This window comes from Trinickia sp. HAY1-2D (assembly GCF_056754935.1).
This window is the reverse complement of the sequence record NZ_JBPGWX010000002.1, coordinates 3,160,611-3,177,658: the sequence shown is the minus strand read 5'-3', so window position 1 is coordinate 3,177,658 and position 17,048 is coordinate 3,160,611. Positions and strand designations below refer to the sequence as shown.

Annotated in this window: 17 protein-coding genes; 13 read left to right on the top strand and 4 right to left on the bottom strand. The window is 62.7% G+C overall.

Features of this window, described 5'->3' with window-relative positions; genetic code table 11:
- Positions 1-54 precede the first annotated feature (54 nt).
- The 13 genes from nuoG (at position 55) to ACR9ZC_RS21800 (ending at position 12,953) form a co-directional block, all read left to right on the top strand.
- Positions 55-2,394 carry an NADH-quinone oxidoreductase subunit NuoG gene (gene nuoG, locus ACR9ZC_RS21860; RefSeq protein WP_481581886.1) on the top strand — a complete coding sequence of 780 codons (2,340 nt, stop codon included), beginning with the start codon at positions 55-57 and terminating at the stop codon, positions 2,392-2,394.
- Positions 2,395-3,459, top strand: a complete 1,065-nt coding sequence (gene nuoH / locus ACR9ZC_RS21855; protein WP_331568920.1) for an NADH-quinone oxidoreductase subunit NuoH — start codon at positions 2,395-2,397, stop codon at positions 3,457-3,459.
- Between the two features lie 14 nt (positions 3,460-3,473).
- Positions 3,474-3,962: an NADH-quinone oxidoreductase subunit NuoI gene (gene nuoI, locus ACR9ZC_RS21850; RefSeq protein ID WP_173256585.1), complete on the top strand. Its 489-nt coding sequence runs from the start codon at positions 3,474-3,476 to the stop codon at positions 3,960-3,962.
- A 119-nt stretch (positions 3,963-4,081) separates the two neighbouring features.
- Positions 4,082-4,789 carry an NADH-quinone oxidoreductase subunit J gene (locus ACR9ZC_RS21845; protein WP_331568916.1) on the top strand — a complete coding sequence of 236 codons (708 nt, stop codon included), beginning with the start codon at positions 4,082-4,084 and terminating at the stop codon, positions 4,787-4,789.
- A gap of 17 nt (positions 4,790-4,806) precedes the next feature.
- On the top strand, positions 4,807-5,112 hold the full coding sequence (gene nuoK / locus ACR9ZC_RS21840; protein ID WP_173256587.1) for an NADH-quinone oxidoreductase subunit NuoK: 306 nt from the start codon (positions 4,807-4,809) through the stop codon (positions 5,110-5,112).
- Positions 5,113-5,129: 17 nt separating this feature from the next.
- Positions 5,130-7,196, top strand: a complete 2,067-nt coding sequence (gene nuoL, locus ACR9ZC_RS21835; RefSeq protein WP_440560046.1) for an NADH-quinone oxidoreductase subunit L — start codon at positions 5,130-5,132, stop codon at positions 7,194-7,196.
- Positions 7,197-7,211: 15 nt separating this feature from the next.
- Complete coding sequence (locus ACR9ZC_RS21830) at positions 7,212-8,702, top strand: NADH-quinone oxidoreductase subunit M (RefSeq protein ID WP_331568912.1); 1,491 nt, start codon at positions 7,212-7,214, stop codon at positions 8,700-8,702.
- Between the two features lie 25 nt (positions 8,703-8,727).
- On the top strand, positions 8,728-10,209 hold the full coding sequence (gene nuoN, locus ACR9ZC_RS21825; protein ID WP_481581885.1) for an NADH-quinone oxidoreductase subunit NuoN: 1,482 nt from the start codon (positions 8,728-8,730) through the stop codon (positions 10,207-10,209).
- A 102-nt stretch (positions 10,210-10,311) separates the two neighbouring features.
- Positions 10,312-10,608, top strand: a complete 297-nt coding sequence (locus tag ACR9ZC_RS21820) for a DUF2818 family protein (RefSeq protein ID WP_331568909.1) — start codon at positions 10,312-10,314, stop codon at positions 10,606-10,608.
- A gap of 43 nt (positions 10,609-10,651) precedes the next feature.
- Entirely contained in the window at positions 10,652-11,266 is a 615-nt protein-coding gene (locus ACR9ZC_RS21815) for an NUDIX domain-containing protein (RefSeq protein ID WP_440560043.1), read from the top strand.
- Between the two features lie 98 nt (positions 11,267-11,364).
- Positions 11,365-11,844: a DUF1178 family protein gene (locus ACR9ZC_RS21810; RefSeq protein WP_481581884.1), complete on the top strand. Its 480-nt coding sequence runs from the start codon at positions 11,365-11,367 to the stop codon at positions 11,842-11,844.
- A gap of 120 nt (positions 11,845-11,964) precedes the next feature.
- Entirely contained in the window at positions 11,965-12,438 is a 474-nt protein-coding gene (locus tag ACR9ZC_RS21805; RefSeq protein ID WP_481581883.1) for a MaoC family dehydratase, read from the top strand.
- Complete coding sequence (locus tag ACR9ZC_RS21800) at positions 12,435-12,953, top strand: MaoC family dehydratase (RefSeq protein ID WP_481581882.1); 519 nt, start codon at positions 12,435-12,437, stop codon at positions 12,951-12,953. The genes ACR9ZC_RS21805 and ACR9ZC_RS21800 overlap by 4 nt, the downstream gene beginning before the upstream one ends.
- 49 nt (positions 12,954-13,002) lie before the next feature.
- Here the strand turns inward: ACR9ZC_RS21800 and ACR9ZC_RS21795 are convergent, their stop codons facing one another.
- The 4 genes from ACR9ZC_RS21795 to ACR9ZC_RS21780 form a co-directional block, all read right to left on the bottom strand.
- Positions 13,003-13,695 carry a glutathione binding-like protein gene (locus ACR9ZC_RS21795; RefSeq protein ID WP_481581881.1) on the bottom strand — a complete coding sequence of 231 codons (693 nt, stop codon included), beginning with the start codon at positions 13,693-13,695 and terminating at the stop codon, positions 13,003-13,005.
- Between the two features lie 122 nt (positions 13,696-13,817).
- Positions 13,818-15,059 carry an acyl-CoA dehydrogenase family protein gene (locus tag ACR9ZC_RS21790; RefSeq protein WP_481581880.1) on the bottom strand — a complete coding sequence of 414 codons (1,242 nt, stop codon included), beginning with the start codon at positions 15,057-15,059 and terminating at the stop codon, positions 13,818-13,820.
- 20 nt (positions 15,060-15,079) lie between these two features.
- Positions 15,080-16,189, bottom strand: a complete 1,110-nt coding sequence (locus ACR9ZC_RS21785) for a phosphotransferase (protein ID WP_481581879.1) — start codon at positions 16,187-16,189, stop codon at positions 15,080-15,082.
- Between the two features lie 47 nt (positions 16,190-16,236).
- On the bottom strand, positions 16,237-17,025 hold the full coding sequence (locus ACR9ZC_RS21780; RefSeq protein WP_331568893.1) for an oxepin-CoA hydrolase, alternative type: 789 nt from the start codon (positions 17,023-17,025) through the stop codon (positions 16,237-16,239).
- Between the last annotated feature and the right edge of the window lie 23 nt (positions 17,026-17,048).

The window sequence follows — 17,048 nt, the reverse complement described above, 5'->3', positions numbered from 1 at the left end:
GCGGCGCGCGAAAGATCGATCGAGCGGTAAATAGGTTAAGGACCATTCACCATCATGGTTGAACTTGAAATAGACGGGAAGAAGGTCGAGGTGCCCGAAGGCAGCATGGTGATCCAGGCTGCGCATAAGGTCGACACGTACATTCCTCACTTCTGCTATCACAAGAAGCTTTCTATCGCGGCCAACTGCCGGATGTGTCTCGTCGAAGTCGAGAAGATGCCGAAGGCTGTTCCCGCCTGCGCCACGCCGGTCTCGGCGGGCATGGTCGTGCGCACGACGTCCGAGAAGGCCGTCAAGGCGCAGCAATCGGTGATGGAATTCCTGCTCATCAATCACCCGCTCGACTGCCCGATCTGCGATCAGGGCGGCGAGTGCCAGTTGCAGGACCTCGCAGTCGGCTACGGCAAGTCCGCGTCGCGTTACAGCGAGGAAAAGCGCGTGGTGTTCCACAAGAACGTCGGCCCGCTGATCTCGATGGAAGAGATGACGCGCTGCATCCACTGCACGCGCTGCGTGCGCTTCGGCCAGGAAGTGGCCGGCGTCATGGAGCTGGGCATGCTCGGCCGCGGCGAGCACTCGGAAATCACGACGTTCGTCGGCAAGACCGTCGATTCCGAACTCTCGGGGAACATGATCGATCTGTGCCCGGTCGGCGCGCTGACGAGCAAGCCGTTCCGCTATAGCGCCCGCACGTGGGAGCTCTCGCGCCGCAAGTCGGTGAGCCCGCACGATTCCGTGGGCGCCAATCTCGTCCTGCAGGTGAAGAACAACCGCGTGATGCGCGCGCTGCCGCTCGAGAACGAAGCGATCAACGAGTGCTGGATTTCGGACAAAGACCGTTTCTCGTACGAAGCGCTCAGTAGCGAGGAGCGTCTGACGCAGCCGATGATCAAGCAAGGCGGCCAGTGGCTCGAGACGGACTGGCCCACGGCGCTCGAATATGCAGCGAAGGCGCTCAAAGGTATCAGCGCGGAACACGGCGCCAATGCGCTCGCGCTGCTCGGCAGTCCGCACAGCACCGTCGAAGAACTGTTCCTGTTGAAGGCGCTCGGCAACGCGCTCGGCACCCCGAACGTCGATTTCCGCCTGCGGCAATCCGATTTCTCGGCGGCGCCGGCCGGGGCGCCGTGGCTCGGGATGCCGATCGCCGATTTGTCGCTCGTCGACGGTGGGCTCGTGATCGGTTCGTTCCTGCGCCGCGATCATCCGCTGTTGGCTGCGCGCCTGCGCCAGGCCGCACGGACCGGAGCGAAGCTGCATCTGCTGCAAGCCACGGCCGATAAATCGCTGATCCCGAGCGCGAAGACGATCGTCGCCGCGCCGTCGGCCTGGCTCGATGCGCTGGCCGGTGTCGCCGCGGCGGTCTCGCAGCTGCGCGGTGCCGCCCTGCCGGAAGGCTTGGGTGGGACCGAGGCAAACTCCGCCGCAAAGGATGTCGCCGCTGCATTGACGAGCGGCGAGCGCCGTGTCGTGCTGCTCGGCAACGGCGTGGTCCAGCACCCGGACTTCGCCCGCATCCATGCGTTGGCGCACTGGATCGCGGATCAGACCGGCGCGACGCTCGGTTTCCTGACCGAAGCGGCGAACACCGTCGGCGGCCATATCGTCGGCGCGTTGCCCGGCGCGGGCGGCCTCAACGCTCACGACGCATTCGCTTCGCCGCGCAAGGGCTACGTGCTGCTCAATCTCGAGCCCGAATTCGATACGGCCAACCCCGCGCAGGCACTCGCGGCACTGGGGCAAGCCGAAACGGTCGTGATGCTCTCGTCGTTCAAGACCGGCACCGAATATGCCGACGTGTTGCTGCCGATCGCGCCGTTCACCGAGACGGCCGGCGCGTTCGTCAACGCGGAAGGCACGTTGCAGGCGTTCAACGGCGTGGTGCGCCCGCTTGGCGAAGCGCGGCCGGCATGGAAGGTGTTGCGCGTGCTGGGTAATGTGTTGGGCCTGCCGGGCTTCGATTACGACACGGTCGAGGATGTCCGTGCCGCTGCAGTGCCCGATGGTGCGATTTCGGCGCAATTGTCGAATCGCGCGACCGCAGCGCCGGCCCAAGGTGGTGCGCGCGCGTTGAAAGTGGAGAAGGGCGCGCTCGAGCGCATCTCGGACGTGCCGATCTACCATGCGGACCCGCTCGTGCGCCGCGCACCGTCGCTGCATCTGACGGCAGCCGCGCGCGTCGCGAATACGGTCGGCTTGCCCGCGGCGCTGTTCGATCAGCTCGGATTGAAAGAGGGCGATGCCGTGCGCGTGCGCCAGGGCGATCGCGCCGTGGTGGCTAGCGCAACGCGCGACGCGGACCTGGCTGAGACGGCCGTGCGCGTGTCGGCGGCGACGCCCGTCGGCGCGGCACTCGGCGGCCTCATCGGTGAACTGCTGGTGGAGAAGGCGTAAATGAGCTTGTTCGATACGATCAACGCGGGCGGCAGCGAGGTGCTCGGTGCGGCATGGCCCACGGTCTGGGCGCTCGTGCGCATCGTCGTGGTGGCGGTCGCCGTTTTGCTCTGCGTGGCCTATCTGATCCTCTGGGAGCGCAAGCTCATCGGCTGGATGCACGTGCGTCTCGGTCCGAACCGCGTCGGCCCCGCCGGTCTCCTGCAGCCGATCGCGGACGTGCTGAAGCTGCTTTTGAAGGAAGTGATTCAGCCGAGTGCGGCGAACCGGTGGCTCTACGTCATCGCGCCGATCATGACGGTGGTGCCGGCTTTCGCGGTCTGGGCCGTCATTCCGTTTCAGGCCAAAGCCGTGCTCGGGGACATCAACGCGGGCCTGCTGTATGTGATCGCGATCTCGTCGATCGGCGTGTACGGCGTGATTCTCGCGGGCTGGGCATCGAACTCGAAGTACGCGTTTCTCGGCGCGATGCGCGCCGCGGCGCAGATGGTCTCGTACGAAGTGTCGATGGGCTTCGCGCTGGTGGTCGTGCTGATGACTTCGGGCAGCCTGAACCTGTCGGACATCGTCACCTCGCAAGAGCGCGGCATCTTCGCGAGCCACGGCATCACGTTCCTCTCGTGGAACTGGCTGCCGCTCTTGCCCGTGTTCGTCGTCTATTTCATCTCGGGCATCGCCGAGACGAACCGCCACCCGTTCGATGTGGTGGAAGGGGAGTCGGAGATCGTCGCCGGCCACATGATCGATTACTCGGGTATGGCGTTCGCGCTGTTTTTCCTCGCCGAGTACATCAACATGATCGTGATCTCGGCGCTCGCGGCCACGCTTTTCCTCGGCGGCTGGAGTGCGCCGTTCGGGTTCCTGTCCTTCATCCCGGGTATTTTCTGGCTCGTCCTGAAGGTGTTCCTGCTGCTGTCCGTGTTCATCTGGGCGCGCGCCACATTCCCGCGTTATCGCTATGACCAGATCATGCGTCTGGGCTGGAAAGTGTTCCTGCCCGTGTGCATTCTCTGGGTCGTCGTGGTCGGGTTCTGGATCATGTCGCCGCTGAACATCTGGAAATGAGGGGCGCGAAGCAAATGAACGCAATCCAAAACTTCTTCAAGACGTTTTTTCTGACCGAGCTGCTGAAAGGGCTTGCACTGACGGGTCGCTACACGTTCAAGCGCAAGTTCACGGTGCAGTTCCCCGAAGAGAAGACGCCGATCTCGCCGCGGTTTCGCGGCCTGCATGCGCTGCGCCGGTATGAAAACGGCGAAGAGCGCTGCATCGCATGCAAGCTTTGCGAGGCCGTGTGCCCCGCGATGGCGATCACGATCGAATCGGAGACGCGCGCCGACAACACGCGGCGCACGACACGCTACGACATCGATCTGACCAAATGTATTTTCTGCGGTTTTTGCGAAGAAAGCTGCCCCGTCGATTCGATCGTGGAAACACACATCCTCGAATATCACGGCGAAAAGCGCGGCGATCTGTATTTCACGAAAGACATGCTGCTCGCAGTCGGCGATCGCTATGAAGCGGAGATCGCCGCGTCGAAGGCGGCGGATGCGCCGTATCGGTAATACGCACTGGCCTGACCATTGTTGACGTCGCGCGGGAGCCGGCATCGACTCCCGCGGCATGTGCGGCGTGCTGCCTACGAAACCCAGCCTGACGATGGGCTAACGATGAACCGGTAATCATGGAATTCACTACCGTACTGTTCTACATCTTCGCGCTGCTCCTGACTGTGTCGGGGCTGAAGGTGATCACGTCGCGCAACCCCGTGGGGTCCGCGCTTTTTCTCGTGCTCGCGTTCTTCAATGCGGCCGCCATCTGGATGCTGCTCGAGGCGGAGTTCCTCGCCATTTTGCTCGTGCTGCTGTACGTCGGCGCGGTGATGGTGCTCTTCCTGTTCGTCGTGATGATGCTCGATATCAACCTCGACGTGCTGCGCAAAGACTTCAGGCGCTTCGTGCCGATGGCGACCATCGTCGGCGCGATCATCGTCGTCGAGACGGCGCTGATCCTCTGGCACGGCTACGGTGCGACGGCCACGCCGGTGCACGACGTGACGGCGGCCGGCGGTGCCGCGGGGGTGGGTGGCGCGGCCGTCATGTCGAACACGTATCTGATCGGCAAGGTCATCTATACGGACTACGTGTTCGCGTTCGAAGTCGCGGGCCTCGTGCTGCTCGTCGCGATCATCGCGGCGATCGCGCTGACTGCGCGCAAGGGTAAGGACAGCAAGCGCCAGCGCGTGTCCGACCAAGTGAAGGTGCGCGCGAAAGACCGCGTGCGCCTCGTGAAGATGCCCGCCGAGAAGGCGCTTGAAACGGCTCAGGGCCCCCAGGCGCCGGGTGAAGCGGGCGCGAACGTGGGTGCCGGTGCCGTCGGCCACAACGGCTGAGCGTCGAGGAGAAAAACATGTTGACCCTGGCTCATTACCTCGTACTTGGCGCGATCCTCTTTTCGATCGGCGTCGTCGGCATTTTCCTGAACCGTCGCAACGTCATCATCATCCTGATGGCGATCGAGCTCATGCTGCTCGCGGTGAATACGAATTTCGTCGCGTTCTCGCATTACCTCGGCGACGTGCACGGGCAGATCTTCGTCTTCTTCGTGCTGACGGTGGCCGCGGCCGAAGCGGCGATCGGCCTCGCGATTCTGGTGACTCTGTTCCGTACCCTCGACACGATCAACGTCGAGGATCTCGATCAGCTCAAAGGTTAAATTCAGGCACTGCGGTTATGTCCACGACACTCAATGAAAACCTGCTGCTGGCGGTCCCGCTCGCACCGCTCGCCGGCTCGCTGATTGCCGGGCTTGCCGGCAAGGCGGTGGGGCGCAAGGGAAGCCACCGCGTCACGATCCTCGGCGTGCTGATCTCGTTCATTCTCTCGTCGATCGTCTTTTTCGACGTCGTGAATGGCGCGAGCTTCAACGCCACCGTCTACGAATGGATGAACGTCGGCTCGCTGAAGTTCGAAGTCGGCTTCCTCGTCGATTCGCTGACGGCCATGATGATGTGCGTGGTGACCTTCGTGTCGCTGATGGTGCACATCTACACGATCGGCTACATGGCTGACGACGATGGTTACGAGCGCTTCTTCTCGTACATCTCGCTCTTCACCTTCTCGATGCTGATGCTCGTGATGAGCAACAACTTCCTGCAGCTGTTCTTCGGCTGGGAGGCGGTGGGCCTGGTCTCGTACCTGCTGATCGGTTTTTACTTCACGCGGGAGAGCGCGATCTACGCCAACATGAAGGCGTTCCTCGTGAACCGTGTCGGTGACTTCGGCTTTCTGCTCGGCATCGGCCTCCTGCTCGCGTTTGCCGGCTCGATGAACTATGGCGAGGTGTTCGCCAAGCGCACGGAGCTTGCCGCGCTGAGCTTTCCCGGCACGCACTGGGGCCTCTTGACCGTCGCCTGCATTTGCCTCTTCATCGGCGCAATGGGTAAATCGGCGCAGTTCCCGCTGCACGTGTGGCTGCCCGATTCGATGGAAGGCCCCACGCCGATTTCCGCGCTGATTCACGCCGCAACGATGGTGACGGCCGGCATCTTCATGGTGACGCGCATGTCGCCGCTGTTCGAGCTTTCCGACACGGCGCTCTCGTTCATCATGGTGATCGGTGCGATCACGGCGCTGTTCATGGGCTTTCTCGGTATCGTCCAGAACGACATCAAGCGCGTGGTCGCTTACTCGACGCTCTCGCAGCTCGGCTACATGACCGCCGCGCTCGGCGCCTCGGCCTATTCGGTCGCCGTCTTCCATCTGATGACGCACGCGTTCTTCAAGGCGTTGCTGTTCCTCGGCGCGGGCTCGGTCATCATCGGGATGCACCACGATCAGGACATGCGCAACATGGGCGGCCTGCGCAAATACATGCCGATCACCTGGATCACGTCGCTGATCGGTTCGCTCGCGCTGATCGGCACGCCGTTCTTCTCCGGCTTCTACTCGAAGGATTCGATCATCGACGCGGTTGGGCTCTCGCATCTGCCGGGCGCGGGCTTCGCCTACTTCGCGGTGGTCGCAAGCGTCTTCGTGACGGCGCTCTATTCGTTCCGGATGTACTTCCTCGTCTTCCACGGCGAGGAGCGTTTTCGCCATCCGCAGGACTTCGGCAACGGTCATGGCGCCGAAGCGTCCGCGCACGCTGGCCATGACGACGGCCATGGTCACGACGCGCATGACGATCACGGCCACGGGCACGAACCGCACGAGACGCCCTGGGTCGTGACGTTGCCGCTCGTGCTGCTCGCGATTCCGTCGGTCGTCATCGGTGCGATCGCGATCGGCCCGATGATCTTCGGCGGATTCTTCGACCATGGCGTCGCGTTCGAGAAGGTCATCTTCATCGGCGAGAATCATCCGGCCATCGAGGAGATGTCGAAGGAATTCCAGGGCTGGTTCGCGATGGGCCTTCACTCGGTATCGGCCTTGCCGCTGTGGCTGGCGCTTGCCGGCATCGTGACGGCATGGTTCCTGTATCTCAAGCGCCCGGACCTGCCGGCTGTGATCCGTCGCGCGTTCGGGCCGATCTACACATTGCTCGACAACAAGTACTACATGGACAAGATCAACGAAGTCGTCTTCGCCAAGGGCGCGGTGCTGATCGGCCGCGGGCTCTGGAAAGAGGGCGATGTCGTGGTCATCGACGGTCTCGTCAACGGAAGCGCGCGCTTCATCGGCTGGTTCGCGAGAGTGATCCGCTTCCTGCAATCCGGTTACATCTACCACTACGCGTTCGCCATGATTATCGGCATGCTGGGGCTCCTTACCCTGTTTGTAACGCTCGGCGGCAAATAAGGCGGGGGACACTTAATGCACTCTTTTCCGATTCTTAGTACCGCAATCTGGCTGCCGATCGTCTTCGGCCTCGCCGTGCTCGCCGTCGGCTCCGACCGGAACCCCGCGCCCGCACGCTGGCTCGCGCTGATCGGCTCGATTCTCGGCTTCATCGCGACGTTGCCGCTCATCAGCGGCTTCGATCCTTCGACGGCCGACCTGCAGTTCGTCGAGCAGGCGAACTGGATCGAGCGGTTTCATATCACCTACCACCTGGGCGTCGACGGCATCTCGATGTGGTTCGTCGTGCTCACGGCGCTGATCACGGTCATCGTCGTGATCGCCGGCTGGGAGGTCATCACCGAGCATGTTTCGCAGTACATGGCCGCGTTCCTGATCTTGTCGGGCATCATGGTCGGTGTGTTCTCGGCGGCCGACGGTCTGCTGTTCTATGTTTTCTTCGAAGCGACGCTGATCCCGATGTATCTGATCATCGGCGTATGGGGCGGACCGAACCGGATTTACGCCGCGTTCAAGTTCTTCCTCTATACGCTCGCCGGGTCGCTTCTGATGCTGGTCGCGCTGATCTACCTCTATGTCGTGACGGGCACCTTCGACCTCGCGACATGGCAAAAGGCGCCGCTCGCGATGACCCCGCAGGTGTTGCTGTTCATCGCGTTCTTCCTCGCCTTCGCGGTGAAGGTGCCGATGTGGCCGGTTCATACCTGGCTGCCCGATGCGCACGTGGAAGCGCCGACAGGCGGCTCCGTCGTGCTGGCCGCGATCATGCTGAAGCTCGGCGCGTACGGTTTCCTGCGCTTTTCGTTGCCGATCACGCCCGATGCGAGCCATACGCTCGCACCCGTCATCATCGCGCTCTCGCTGACAGCGGTGATCTATATCGGGCTGGTCGCGATGGTGCAGGCCGACATGAAGAAACTCGTGGCGTATTCGTCGATTGCGCACATGGGCTTCGTCACGCTCGGCTTTTTCATCTTCAACCAGCTCGGTGTGGAAGGCGCGATCGTGCAGATGATTTCGCACGGCTTCGTCTCGGGCGCCATGTTCCTGTGCATCGGGGTGCTCTATGACCGCATGCACTCGCGCCAGATCGCCGATTACGGCGGCGTGGTGAACGTGATGCCGAAGTTCGCCGCGCTCGTGATGCTGTTTTCGATGGCCAATTGCGGTCTGCCCGGTACTTCGGGTTTCGTCGGCGAGTTCATGGTCATCCTTGCATCGGTCCAGTACAACTTCTGGATCGCGTTCGGCGCCGCCTTCACGCTGATTCTCGGTGCGGCCTACACGCTCTGGATGTACAAGCGCGTCTACTTCGGTGCTGTCGCCAACGATCACGTCAAGTCGCTGACGGACATCAATCGCCGCGAGCTGCTGATTCTCGGCGTGCTTGCCGCGCTGACGCTTTTCATGGGTCTTTATCCGAAGCCCTTTACCGATGTGATGCACGTGTCCGTGGAGAACCTCCTCTCCCACGTCGCGCAGTCCAAGCTGCCGCTGTCTCAGTAAGACCGAGCGGAGGAACGAAACGATCATGCAAAACGCCTCTATGTCACTCCTTCTGCCCGACGCGCTGGTCATGGTGGCCGCCGTCGTTGCGTGGCTGAACGAAACGTTCGTCGGCGATCGCGGCCGCCGCGTCACCTATCTGATTGCGGTGCTCGGTTCGCTCGTCGCCGGTGTCTGGTTCACGACGCTCGTCTTCGATCCCAATGCGCAGTCGCAGTATTTCTTCTCGCATATGTACGTCGTCGATGGTTTTGCGAGCGCGATGAAAGCCGTCGTCTCGCTGGGCTATGCGGTGACGATGATCTACTCGCGCCAGTACCTCGAGGACCGCGACCTGTTCCGTGGCGACTACATACTGCTTGGCATGTTCGCGCTGCTGGGACAACTCGTGATGATTTCGGGCAGCAACTTCCTCACGCTGTATCTGGGCCTGGAGTTGATGTCGCTCTCGCTGTACGCGGCTATCGCGCTGCGCCGCGACGCATCGCAGTCGAACGAAGCGGCCATGAAGTATTACGTTCTCGGTGCGCTGGCTTCCGGCTTCCTGCTCTATGGCATTTCGATGCTGTACGGCGCGACGGGTTCGCTCGATCTCGGCGAAGTGCTGAAGGCCGTGGCGTCGGGCAGGATCGACAACGCCGTGCTGCTTTTCGGCGTGATCTTCATCGTGGCCGGCATCGCGTTCAAGATGGGCGCCGTCCCGTTCCATATGTGGGTGCCCGATGTCTATCACGGCGCGCCTACCGCGATGACGCTGCTCGTCGGCGGTGGACCGAAGGTGGCGGCGTTCGCATGGGGCCTGCGCTTTCTCGTGATGGGGCTGCTGCCGCTCGCGGTCGACTGGCAGGAAATGCTCGTGATTCTCGCGGCGCTTTCGCTGATCGTCGGCAACATCACCGGTATCGCGCAGCGCAACGTCAAGCGAATGCTCGCGTACTCGGCCATCTCGAACATGGGCTTCGTGCTGCTCGGCCTGCTGGCCGGCGTCGTCGACGGCAAGGCGGAAGGCATGGCCAACGCCTATAGCTCGGCGATGTTCTACAGCATCATCTACTTCCTCACGACGCTCGGTTCGTTCGGTATCGTGATGTTGCTCGCCCGCCGCGACTTCGAGGCCGAAACGCTCGACGACTTCAAGGGCTTGAACAAGCGCAGCCCTGTGTTCGCGTTCGTGATGATGGCGATGATGTTCTCGCTCGCCGGCATCCCGCCGACGGTCGGCTTCTACGCGAAGCTCGCCGTGCTCGAGGCCGCGATGAACGCAGGCCTCACCTGGTTGGCCGTGCTGGCGGTGATCACCTCGCTGTTCGGCGCGTTCTACTATCTGCGCATCGTCAAGCTCATGTACTTCGATGCGCCGCAAGACGCCAGCCCGATCGCGAGCCCGGCTGCCAACCGTTGGCTGCTCGCCGCCAACGGCCTTGCGGTGCTCGTGCTCGGCATCGTGCCGGGCCCGCTGATGCAGCTTTGCCTGAACGCAGTCGCACACTCGCTGCCCGCAATTTGATGAGGCGCTCACTATCGTTCGCTGCCCAGGAAGGGGGCGTCAGCCTCCCTTGGGCCGGAACCGGCGACCGAAGGAAGTCCCCTTCGGGGACAGGAGGCTGAGATGTCCGCGGCGGGCTGGTTTATCGTGTTGTTGGCGGTCGTGGCCGCCAACTTGCCGTTCGTGAATCAACGGCTTTTTGCGCTCGCGCCGCTCGGCGCCGCAAAAAAAAGCGCCTGGATTCGAATTGGCGAATTGATCGTGCTGTATTTTGTCGTGGGCGCGCTTGGCTTTATGCTGGAAGCGCGTGCGGGCAATCGATTCGACCAGGGCTGGCAGTTTTACGCCATCACGTTCTGCCTGTTCGTGGTGTTCGCGTTTCCCGGGTTCACGTTCCAATATCTCGTCAAGCGCCGTTGACGGTCGGGTGCCGTCACACGGCTCGTTTACCGGAGAGCAGCAGATGGCTCAATTGCCCGATCACGATCACGACGCGTCGTTGACGGAAACGCGCATCGGTAGCGAGACGGTCCATGAGGGCTCGTTTCTTCACGTCAAACGCGATACCGTGCGCCTGCCCGACGGCAAGCTTGCCACGCGTGAGTACGTGCAGCATCCGGGCGCCGTCATGGTGATTCCGATGTTCGACGATGGGCGCGTGCTGCTCGAGCGCCAGTACCGGTATCCGATCGGGCGCGTGATGATCGAATACCCGGCGGGCAAGCTCGATGCGGATGAAGGCGCGCTGGCTTGCGCCAAGCGCGAGTTGCAGGAGGAAACGGGCTATACGGCGCGCGAATTCCTCTTTCTCACTCGCATCCATCCGATCATTTCCTATTCGACCGAGTTTATCGATCTCTTTCTGGCGCGCGGCCTGATCGAAGGCGAACCGGCGCTCGACGACGGCGAATTTCTCGATACATTCGTCACCGATGTGCCGCAGATGCTCGAATGGATCCGCACCGGCGAAATCAGCGACGTGAAGACGATCATTGGCACGATGTGGCTCGAGAAACTGCTGTCCGGCGCCTGGCGGCCGGCCGACGCGCAGCAATCGACGCCCGCCTCGGACGCTTGAAGCGCCGCGCACTCGCGCTCGTGCCCGGTTTTCGGCAAACCCGCTCGCCAAAAACGATTTCGCGCTACACTTGGCTGCACGTTTGCTCCCAATCCACCATGAAGGTCCTCGATTTACAGTGCTCGCAGGGTCATCGGTTCGAAGGCTGGTTCGCTTCCGGCGATGATTTCGAATCCCAGTTGTCGCGCAAATTGGTCGAATGCCCGATGTGCGCCGCGACTGAGGTGAGCCGTTTACCGTCGGCGCCGCGGCTGAATCTGTCCGGCGCGACGAATGCGCAGAACGATGCCGCCCGCCGTGCCGCAGGCTCGCGGGACGAGGAGCGCGGCGGTTCGGTGCCGGAGCGCATACGCGAGATCGAGGCGCAAGCGATGCGTGCATTGCGCGAAGTGCTCGGGAAAACCGAGAACGTCGGCGAGCGCTTCGCCGAGGAAGCGCGCCGTATCCATTACAACGAGGCGCCGGCCCGCAATATTCGCGGCGTCGCCACGCCCGAAGATGCGCGCTCGCTCGTGGAAGAGGGCATCGACGTCCTGCCTGTGCTCGGTGCCTGGGTGCCCAAGGAAACACTGCAATAGCTCGGTAAGACCGTTCGGCGTCTTGCGCAGTTCTCGAGCCGTCTCCATACTCTTCGTGTACCTTTTTGAAGACACCGCGGGTTTTTGCGATGCGGGTCGCATTCAACGGGAGACAGCGAGATGGGTGTGAGCTTTGAGGACCTCGAAGTCGGCGCGCGCAAGGAAATCGGCGCGCATACGTTCACGCGTGAAGAGATCGTCGAATTTGCCACCCGGTACGATCCGCAGCCCTTCCATGTCGATGATATCGCGGCACATGCTTCACCCTATTGCGGGCTGATTGCAAGCGGCTGGCATACCTGCTCGGTGCTCATGAGCATTTTCGTGCACAAGATGCTGGAAGGCTCGACTTCGATGGGCTCGCCGGGTGTCGACGAGATCCGCTGGGTGAAGCCCGTGCGACCGGGCGACACGATCCATCTTTTCATCTCCGTACTCGATAAGCGTGTGCTTGCAAGCCGTCCCGACCGCGGCATTGCGTCGATGTTGTGGGAAGGCGTCAATCAGGCCGGTGAAATCGCTGTCAGCGTGCGATCGAAAGTGATCTTCGGGTTGCGCGGTGAGGAGCCCGGCGCTTCGGGAGCGCCCGCATGAGCACCGCCGCGCGAGTGGGCGGGGGCGAGAGCGAGGGCGCCGGCGACGGCGCCAACCGGCCGGTCCTGATTGCCAGCGCGGCCCAATTGCGCGCGCTGATCGGCGCCGAGCCGATCGCGAGCGCCGCGGTGACGATCGAGCAGGCGCAGATCGACGCGTTCGCCGATGTGACCGGCGATCGCCAATGGATTCACGTCGACGCCGAGCGCGCCCGGCGCGAGTCGCCTTTCGGCGGCACGATTGCCCATGGGTTCTTGACCCTGTCGTTGATTCCGGCGCTGTTGATGCAGACGGTTCACATCGCGCATCGCATGGGCGTGAACTATGGGCTCAATCGCGTGCGGTTTCCGTCGGCGGTGCGTGTCGGTGCGCGGCTCAAGGCCCGTTTCGCCGTCGTCGATGCGAGCGATCTGCCCGACGGCGCACTGCAAATCACCTGGGATGTCGCCGTCGAGGCGCTGGACGAGCCGAAACCCGCGTGCGTCGCTCAACTCCTCACGCGGCATTACTTCTAATCGCGGTTTCGCTCGGGCTCCGGCTCCGGCTGGAGCGCCCGCCCTCGCGTCAGTGCTTGGCGTATTGCGTCGCGCCGAACAGAACGTCTCTCGCTTTGTCGTCGGTCAACGCTCGCCTTGCGGATGCCAGTACTTCCACCCCGCGTTGTACGGCCGGGCGCGCGGCGATCGCTTCGTGCCAGCGCTTGACGTTCGGGAACTCCGCCAGTTCGATGCCCTGGTTTTGCCATGAACGCGTCCATGGAAAGCTTGCGATATCGGCGATCGTGTACTCGTCGCTGGCCAAGTACTGCGTTTTGCCGAGTTGCTTATCCATGACGCCGTAGAGACGTTTCGCTTCGTTCGTATAGCGGTTGACCGCGTATTCGATCTTCTCGGGCGCGTAGATGCGGAAGTGGTGGGCCTGCCCCAGCATCGGACCGAGGCCGCCCATCTGGAACATCAGCCACTGAAGCGTCGCGTAGCGTGCGGCCGGCGCCTGCGGCAGGAAGCGCCCCGTTTTCTCAGCCAGATACATGAGAATGGCCCCGGACTCGAACACCGACAGCGGCTTGCCTTCGGGGCCGTCCGAATCGACGATGGCGGGAATCTTGTTGTTCGGACTGATGGCAAGAAACTCGGGTTTGAATTGATCGCCGGCGCCGATATCGACGGGATGTACGCGATATTCGAGGCCCGTCTCCTCGAGCAGGATATGAACTTTGTGGCCGTTCGGCGTTGCCCAGCTGTAAGCGTCGATCATGGCAGCTCCTCGGAAGGCCGGTGCCGGAACGTTGGGCACCGATCGAGTCGCAAATTAGCATAGAAGCTTCGTGCTCGCAGAGGGCCGCGCAAAGGCCATGACGACGATACGGACACCATCGTTCAAGCCGGCCCCGTCGTGTTCGATAGCGGCGCATGGCGCGCAAGCTCGAGCTTGGCGATCGCGTTACGATGCACTTCGTCCGGTCCGTCGGCGAAGCGCAACATGCGTGCACACGCGTACGCGTAAGCGAGCGGAAAATCGTCGCTGACGCCTGCGCCGCCATGCGCTTGTATCGCCCAATCGATGACTTGGCATGCCATGTTCGGTGCGATCACCTTGATCATCGCAATTTCGGCGCGCGCGCCCTTATTACCGACGGTATCCATCATGTAAGCCGCCTTCAGCGTGAGCAAGCGCGCCTGCTCGATGGCGCAGCGCGCCTCGGCGATGCGTTCCTGCGTGACGGTTTGCGCGGCAATGGGCTTGCCGAACGCGACACGCTCGGACGCACGCCTGCACATCAGCTCGAGCGCCCGCTCGGCCAGTCCAACGAGCCGCATGCAGTGATGAATGCGGCCCGGGCCGAGCCTGCCCTGCGCAATTTCGAAACCGCGGCCTTCGCCCAGCAACAGGTTGGCCGCGGGGACGCGCACGTTCTCTAGCGTGATCTCCATATGGCCGTGCGGCGCATCGTCGTAGCCGAACACATTGAGCGGACGATGAACGGTGACGCCTGGCGTATCGGCCGGCACGAGGATCATCGATTGCTGGGCGTGCTTCGGAGCGTCGGGATTCGTCTTGCCCATGACGATGTAGAGCTTGCAGCGCGGATCGCCCGCACCGGAGGACCACCATTTACGTCCGTTGACGATATAGTCGTCCCCGTCACGTTCGATCCGCGTGCGGATATTGGTCGCATCCGACGATGCCACTTCGGGCTCGGTCATGAGGAACGCCGAGCGGATCTCGCCAGCCAGCAACGGCTCGAGCCACGCTCGCTTGTGAGCGTCGCTGCCGTACCGTTCCAGCGTTTCCATGTTGCCCGTATCGGGCGCATTGCAATTGAATACTTCGGGAGCCCACGGCACCCGTCCCATGATCTCGGCAAGCGGCGCATATTCAAGATTCGTCAGCCCCGCGCCCCGCGTTGAATCGGGCAGAAAGAGATTCCACAGGCCTTCGTCGCGCGCTTGCGCTTTCAGTGTTTCCACGAGCGTCGTCGGCACCCATGGATTACCGTCGCGGCGATTTCGGGCCACTTCCTCGGCAAACGCACGCTCGTTGGGATAGATGTATTGATCGAAGAACGCGAGAAGCCGCGCGCGCAGCGCTTGAACGTTCGGAGCGTAGTCGAAATTCATGTGAACCTCGCGGGAAGGAGTTATCGGACCTTCTGTGCATATGACCAGGCGAGTTCCGCCATCGGTCGCGCACACCGACCGGCGTCGACGGCCTGGGCGCTCGCTGCCGTACCCACCGTGACGCGCTTCATGATGCCTTGGAGGATGGCGGCAATGCGGAACATGTTGAACGCCAGGTAGAAGTTCCAATCGCCGCCGATTGTGTATCCCGTGCGTTCGCAATACCGTTCGATGTAGCTTCGCTCGTCCGGAATACCGAGCGCCGCGAGATCGAGGCCCGCTATGCCGCGAAACGCTCGGGGATCGACGTGCCACGCCATGACGTGATATGCGAAATCGACGATAGGGTCGCCGAGCGTGGACAGCTCCCAGTCGAGCACGGCCAATACGCGTGGCTCGCTCGGATCGAAAATGAGGTTGTCGAGCCGATAGTCGCCATGGACGACAGCCACCCGTTGCTCCGTTTCGGCACTTGCCGGCAGGTGTGCCGGCAGCCATTCGATGAGCCGATGCATGGCGTCGATCGGTTCAGTCTCCGATGCTTCGTACTGCCTGCTCCACCGCGCGATCTGGCGCGCGAGGTAATGGCCCGGTTTGCCGAAGTCCGCGAGACCGATCGTGCCGACGTCGATTCGGTGCAGGGCTGCGATGACGCGGTTCATCTCGTCGTAGACCGATGCCCGTTGTGCGGGCGTCATGTCCGGCAACGAAGGATCCCAAAGGACACGTCCCTCGACATGCTCCATCACATAGAAGGCGCGGCCGATCACCGTCTCGTCTTTGCACAGCGCCAGCATTCGCGCAACGGGGACAGCGCTCGCCGCGAGCGCATCCATGACGCGATATTCGCGCTCGATGGCATGCGCGGAGGGCAGCAGCTCGGTCTTCGGGCCGGGCTTCGCGCGCATGACATAGCAGCGTCGCGGTGTAACGAGCTTGAACGTAGGGTTCGACTGGCCGCCGGCGAACTGTTCGACGGTAAGCGGGCCGGCAAATCCGTCGATGTGTTCGCGCAGCCAGACCGATAGGGCGTCCGTGTCGAAGCGTTGACGCTCCGATACAGCGCGCGTTCCGATGAACGTCGAATAGTCCTGGTGCGAGTGGGGGCCGTGCGCTGCGCGCTGCGTCATCTCTTCGCTCCAATCGAGCCGGCGGCGCGGCGGCGTCCCGGACTCGTCTATCGATAGTGGGGGCTGCGCTTGTCCAGAAAGGCCGTGATGCCTTCGAGCGCATCCCGATGATGCAACGATGCCACGAAGTGCTCGCGCTCCGTGCTCAAGTGATCCGCGAGCGGCGCCTCGCGCGCCGTCGCGACGAGCGTCTTGATCCGCGCGAATGCGTTCGGCGAGCCGCGGCCCAACTCATCGGCCCAGCCGATGGCGGCCTCGCGTGCCTGCCCTGGCTTGACCAACCGATTGACGACACCGAGCTGATGCAGCCGCTCGGCCGTAATGGGCTTCGCATCGAGCAGCAACTCGGTTGCGAGCTGCCGCGGCAATGCCTGACTGAGGAACCACGAGCCGCCGCCGTCCGGGGTCAGCCCGACACGGGCGTACGACATGACGAATTTCGCGTCTTGCGCTGCGACGATCATGTCGCAGGCGAGCGCAAGCGAAAATCCGGCCCCCGCCGCCGCACCCTCGACGGCAGCGATGACGGGCTTGGTCGAGGTACGCAGCGCCAGAATCCATTGCGCAAGCAAATCGATGCTTTGCGCCTGCACCGAAGCGTCCTTTGCGCGATTTTCGAGCAACCGGTTGAGGTTGCCGCCCGCGCAGAAAAAGTCGTCGGCGCCTGTCAATACGACTGCCCGAATGGACGGATCGCGCTCGGCGGTCTCGAGCGCCACGATGGCGGCGGCATACATGTCGGGGTGCAGCGCATTGCGAGCGCCGGGGTTCGACAGCGTGAGAACCAGTGTCGAGTCGCTATCGGGCGGACGTGCCGCCAGCAGTTCTGCGCTCATGGAGTCTCCAGGTTCATTGTCTC

Bases quoted from the DNA above. Each gene is read 5' to 3' on its own strand.
- ACR9ZC_RS21785 (WP_481581879.1), bottom strand. From the start codon at position 16,189: ATGACGCAGCGCGCAGCGCACGGCCCCCACTCGCACCAGGACTATTCG.
- ACR9ZC_RS21805 (WP_481581883.1), top strand. From the start codon at position 11,965: ATGGGTGTGAGCTTTGAGGACCTCGAAGTCGGCGCGCGCAAGGAAATC.
- ACR9ZC_RS21795 (WP_481581881.1), bottom strand. From the start codon at position 13,695: ATGATCGACGCTTACAGCTGGGCAACGCCGAACGGCCACAAAGTTCAT.
- nuoG (WP_481581886.1), top strand. From the start codon at position 55: ATGGTTGAACTTGAAATAGACGGGAAGAAGGTCGAGGTGCCCGAAGGC.
- nuoL (WP_440560046.1), top strand. From the start codon at position 5,130: ATGTCCACGACACTCAATGAAAACCTGCTGCTGGCGGTCCCGCTCGCA.
- ACR9ZC_RS21790 (WP_481581880.1), bottom strand. From the start codon at position 15,059: ATGAATTTCGACTACGCTCCGAACGTTCAAGCGCTGCGCGCGCGGCTT.
- nuoN (WP_481581885.1), top strand. From the start codon at position 8,728: ATGCAAAACGCCTCTATGTCACTCCTTCTGCCCGACGCGCTGGTCATG.
- ACR9ZC_RS21845 (WP_331568916.1), top strand. From the start codon at position 4,082: ATGGAATTCACTACCGTACTGTTCTACATCTTCGCGCTGCTCCTGACT.
- nuoK (WP_173256587.1), top strand. From the start codon at position 4,807: ATGTTGACCCTGGCTCATTACCTCGTACTTGGCGCGATCCTCTTTTCG.
- ACR9ZC_RS21830 (WP_331568912.1), top strand. From the start codon at position 7,212: ATGCACTCTTTTCCGATTCTTAGTACCGCAATCTGGCTGCCGATCGTC.
- ACR9ZC_RS21800 (WP_481581882.1), top strand. From the start codon at position 12,435: ATGAGCACCGCCGCGCGAGTGGGCGGGGGCGAGAGCGAGGGCGCCGGC.
- nuoI (WP_173256585.1), top strand. From the start codon at position 3,474: ATGAACGCAATCCAAAACTTCTTCAAGACGTTTTTTCTGACCGAGCTG.
- ACR9ZC_RS21780 (WP_331568893.1), bottom strand. From the start codon at position 17,025: ATGAGCGCAGAACTGCTGGCGGCACGTCCGCCCGATAGCGACTCGACA.
- ACR9ZC_RS21810 (WP_481581884.1), top strand. From the start codon at position 11,365: ATGAAGGTCCTCGATTTACAGTGCTCGCAGGGTCATCGGTTCGAAGGC.
- nuoH (WP_331568920.1), top strand. From the start codon at position 2,395: ATGAGCTTGTTCGATACGATCAACGCGGGCGGCAGCGAGGTGCTCGGT.
- ACR9ZC_RS21820 (WP_331568909.1), top strand. From the start codon at position 10,312: ATGTCCGCGGCGGGCTGGTTTATCGTGTTGTTGGCGGTCGTGGCCGCC.
- ACR9ZC_RS21815 (WP_440560043.1), top strand. From the start codon at position 10,652: ATGGCTCAATTGCCCGATCACGATCACGACGCGTCGTTGACGGAAACG.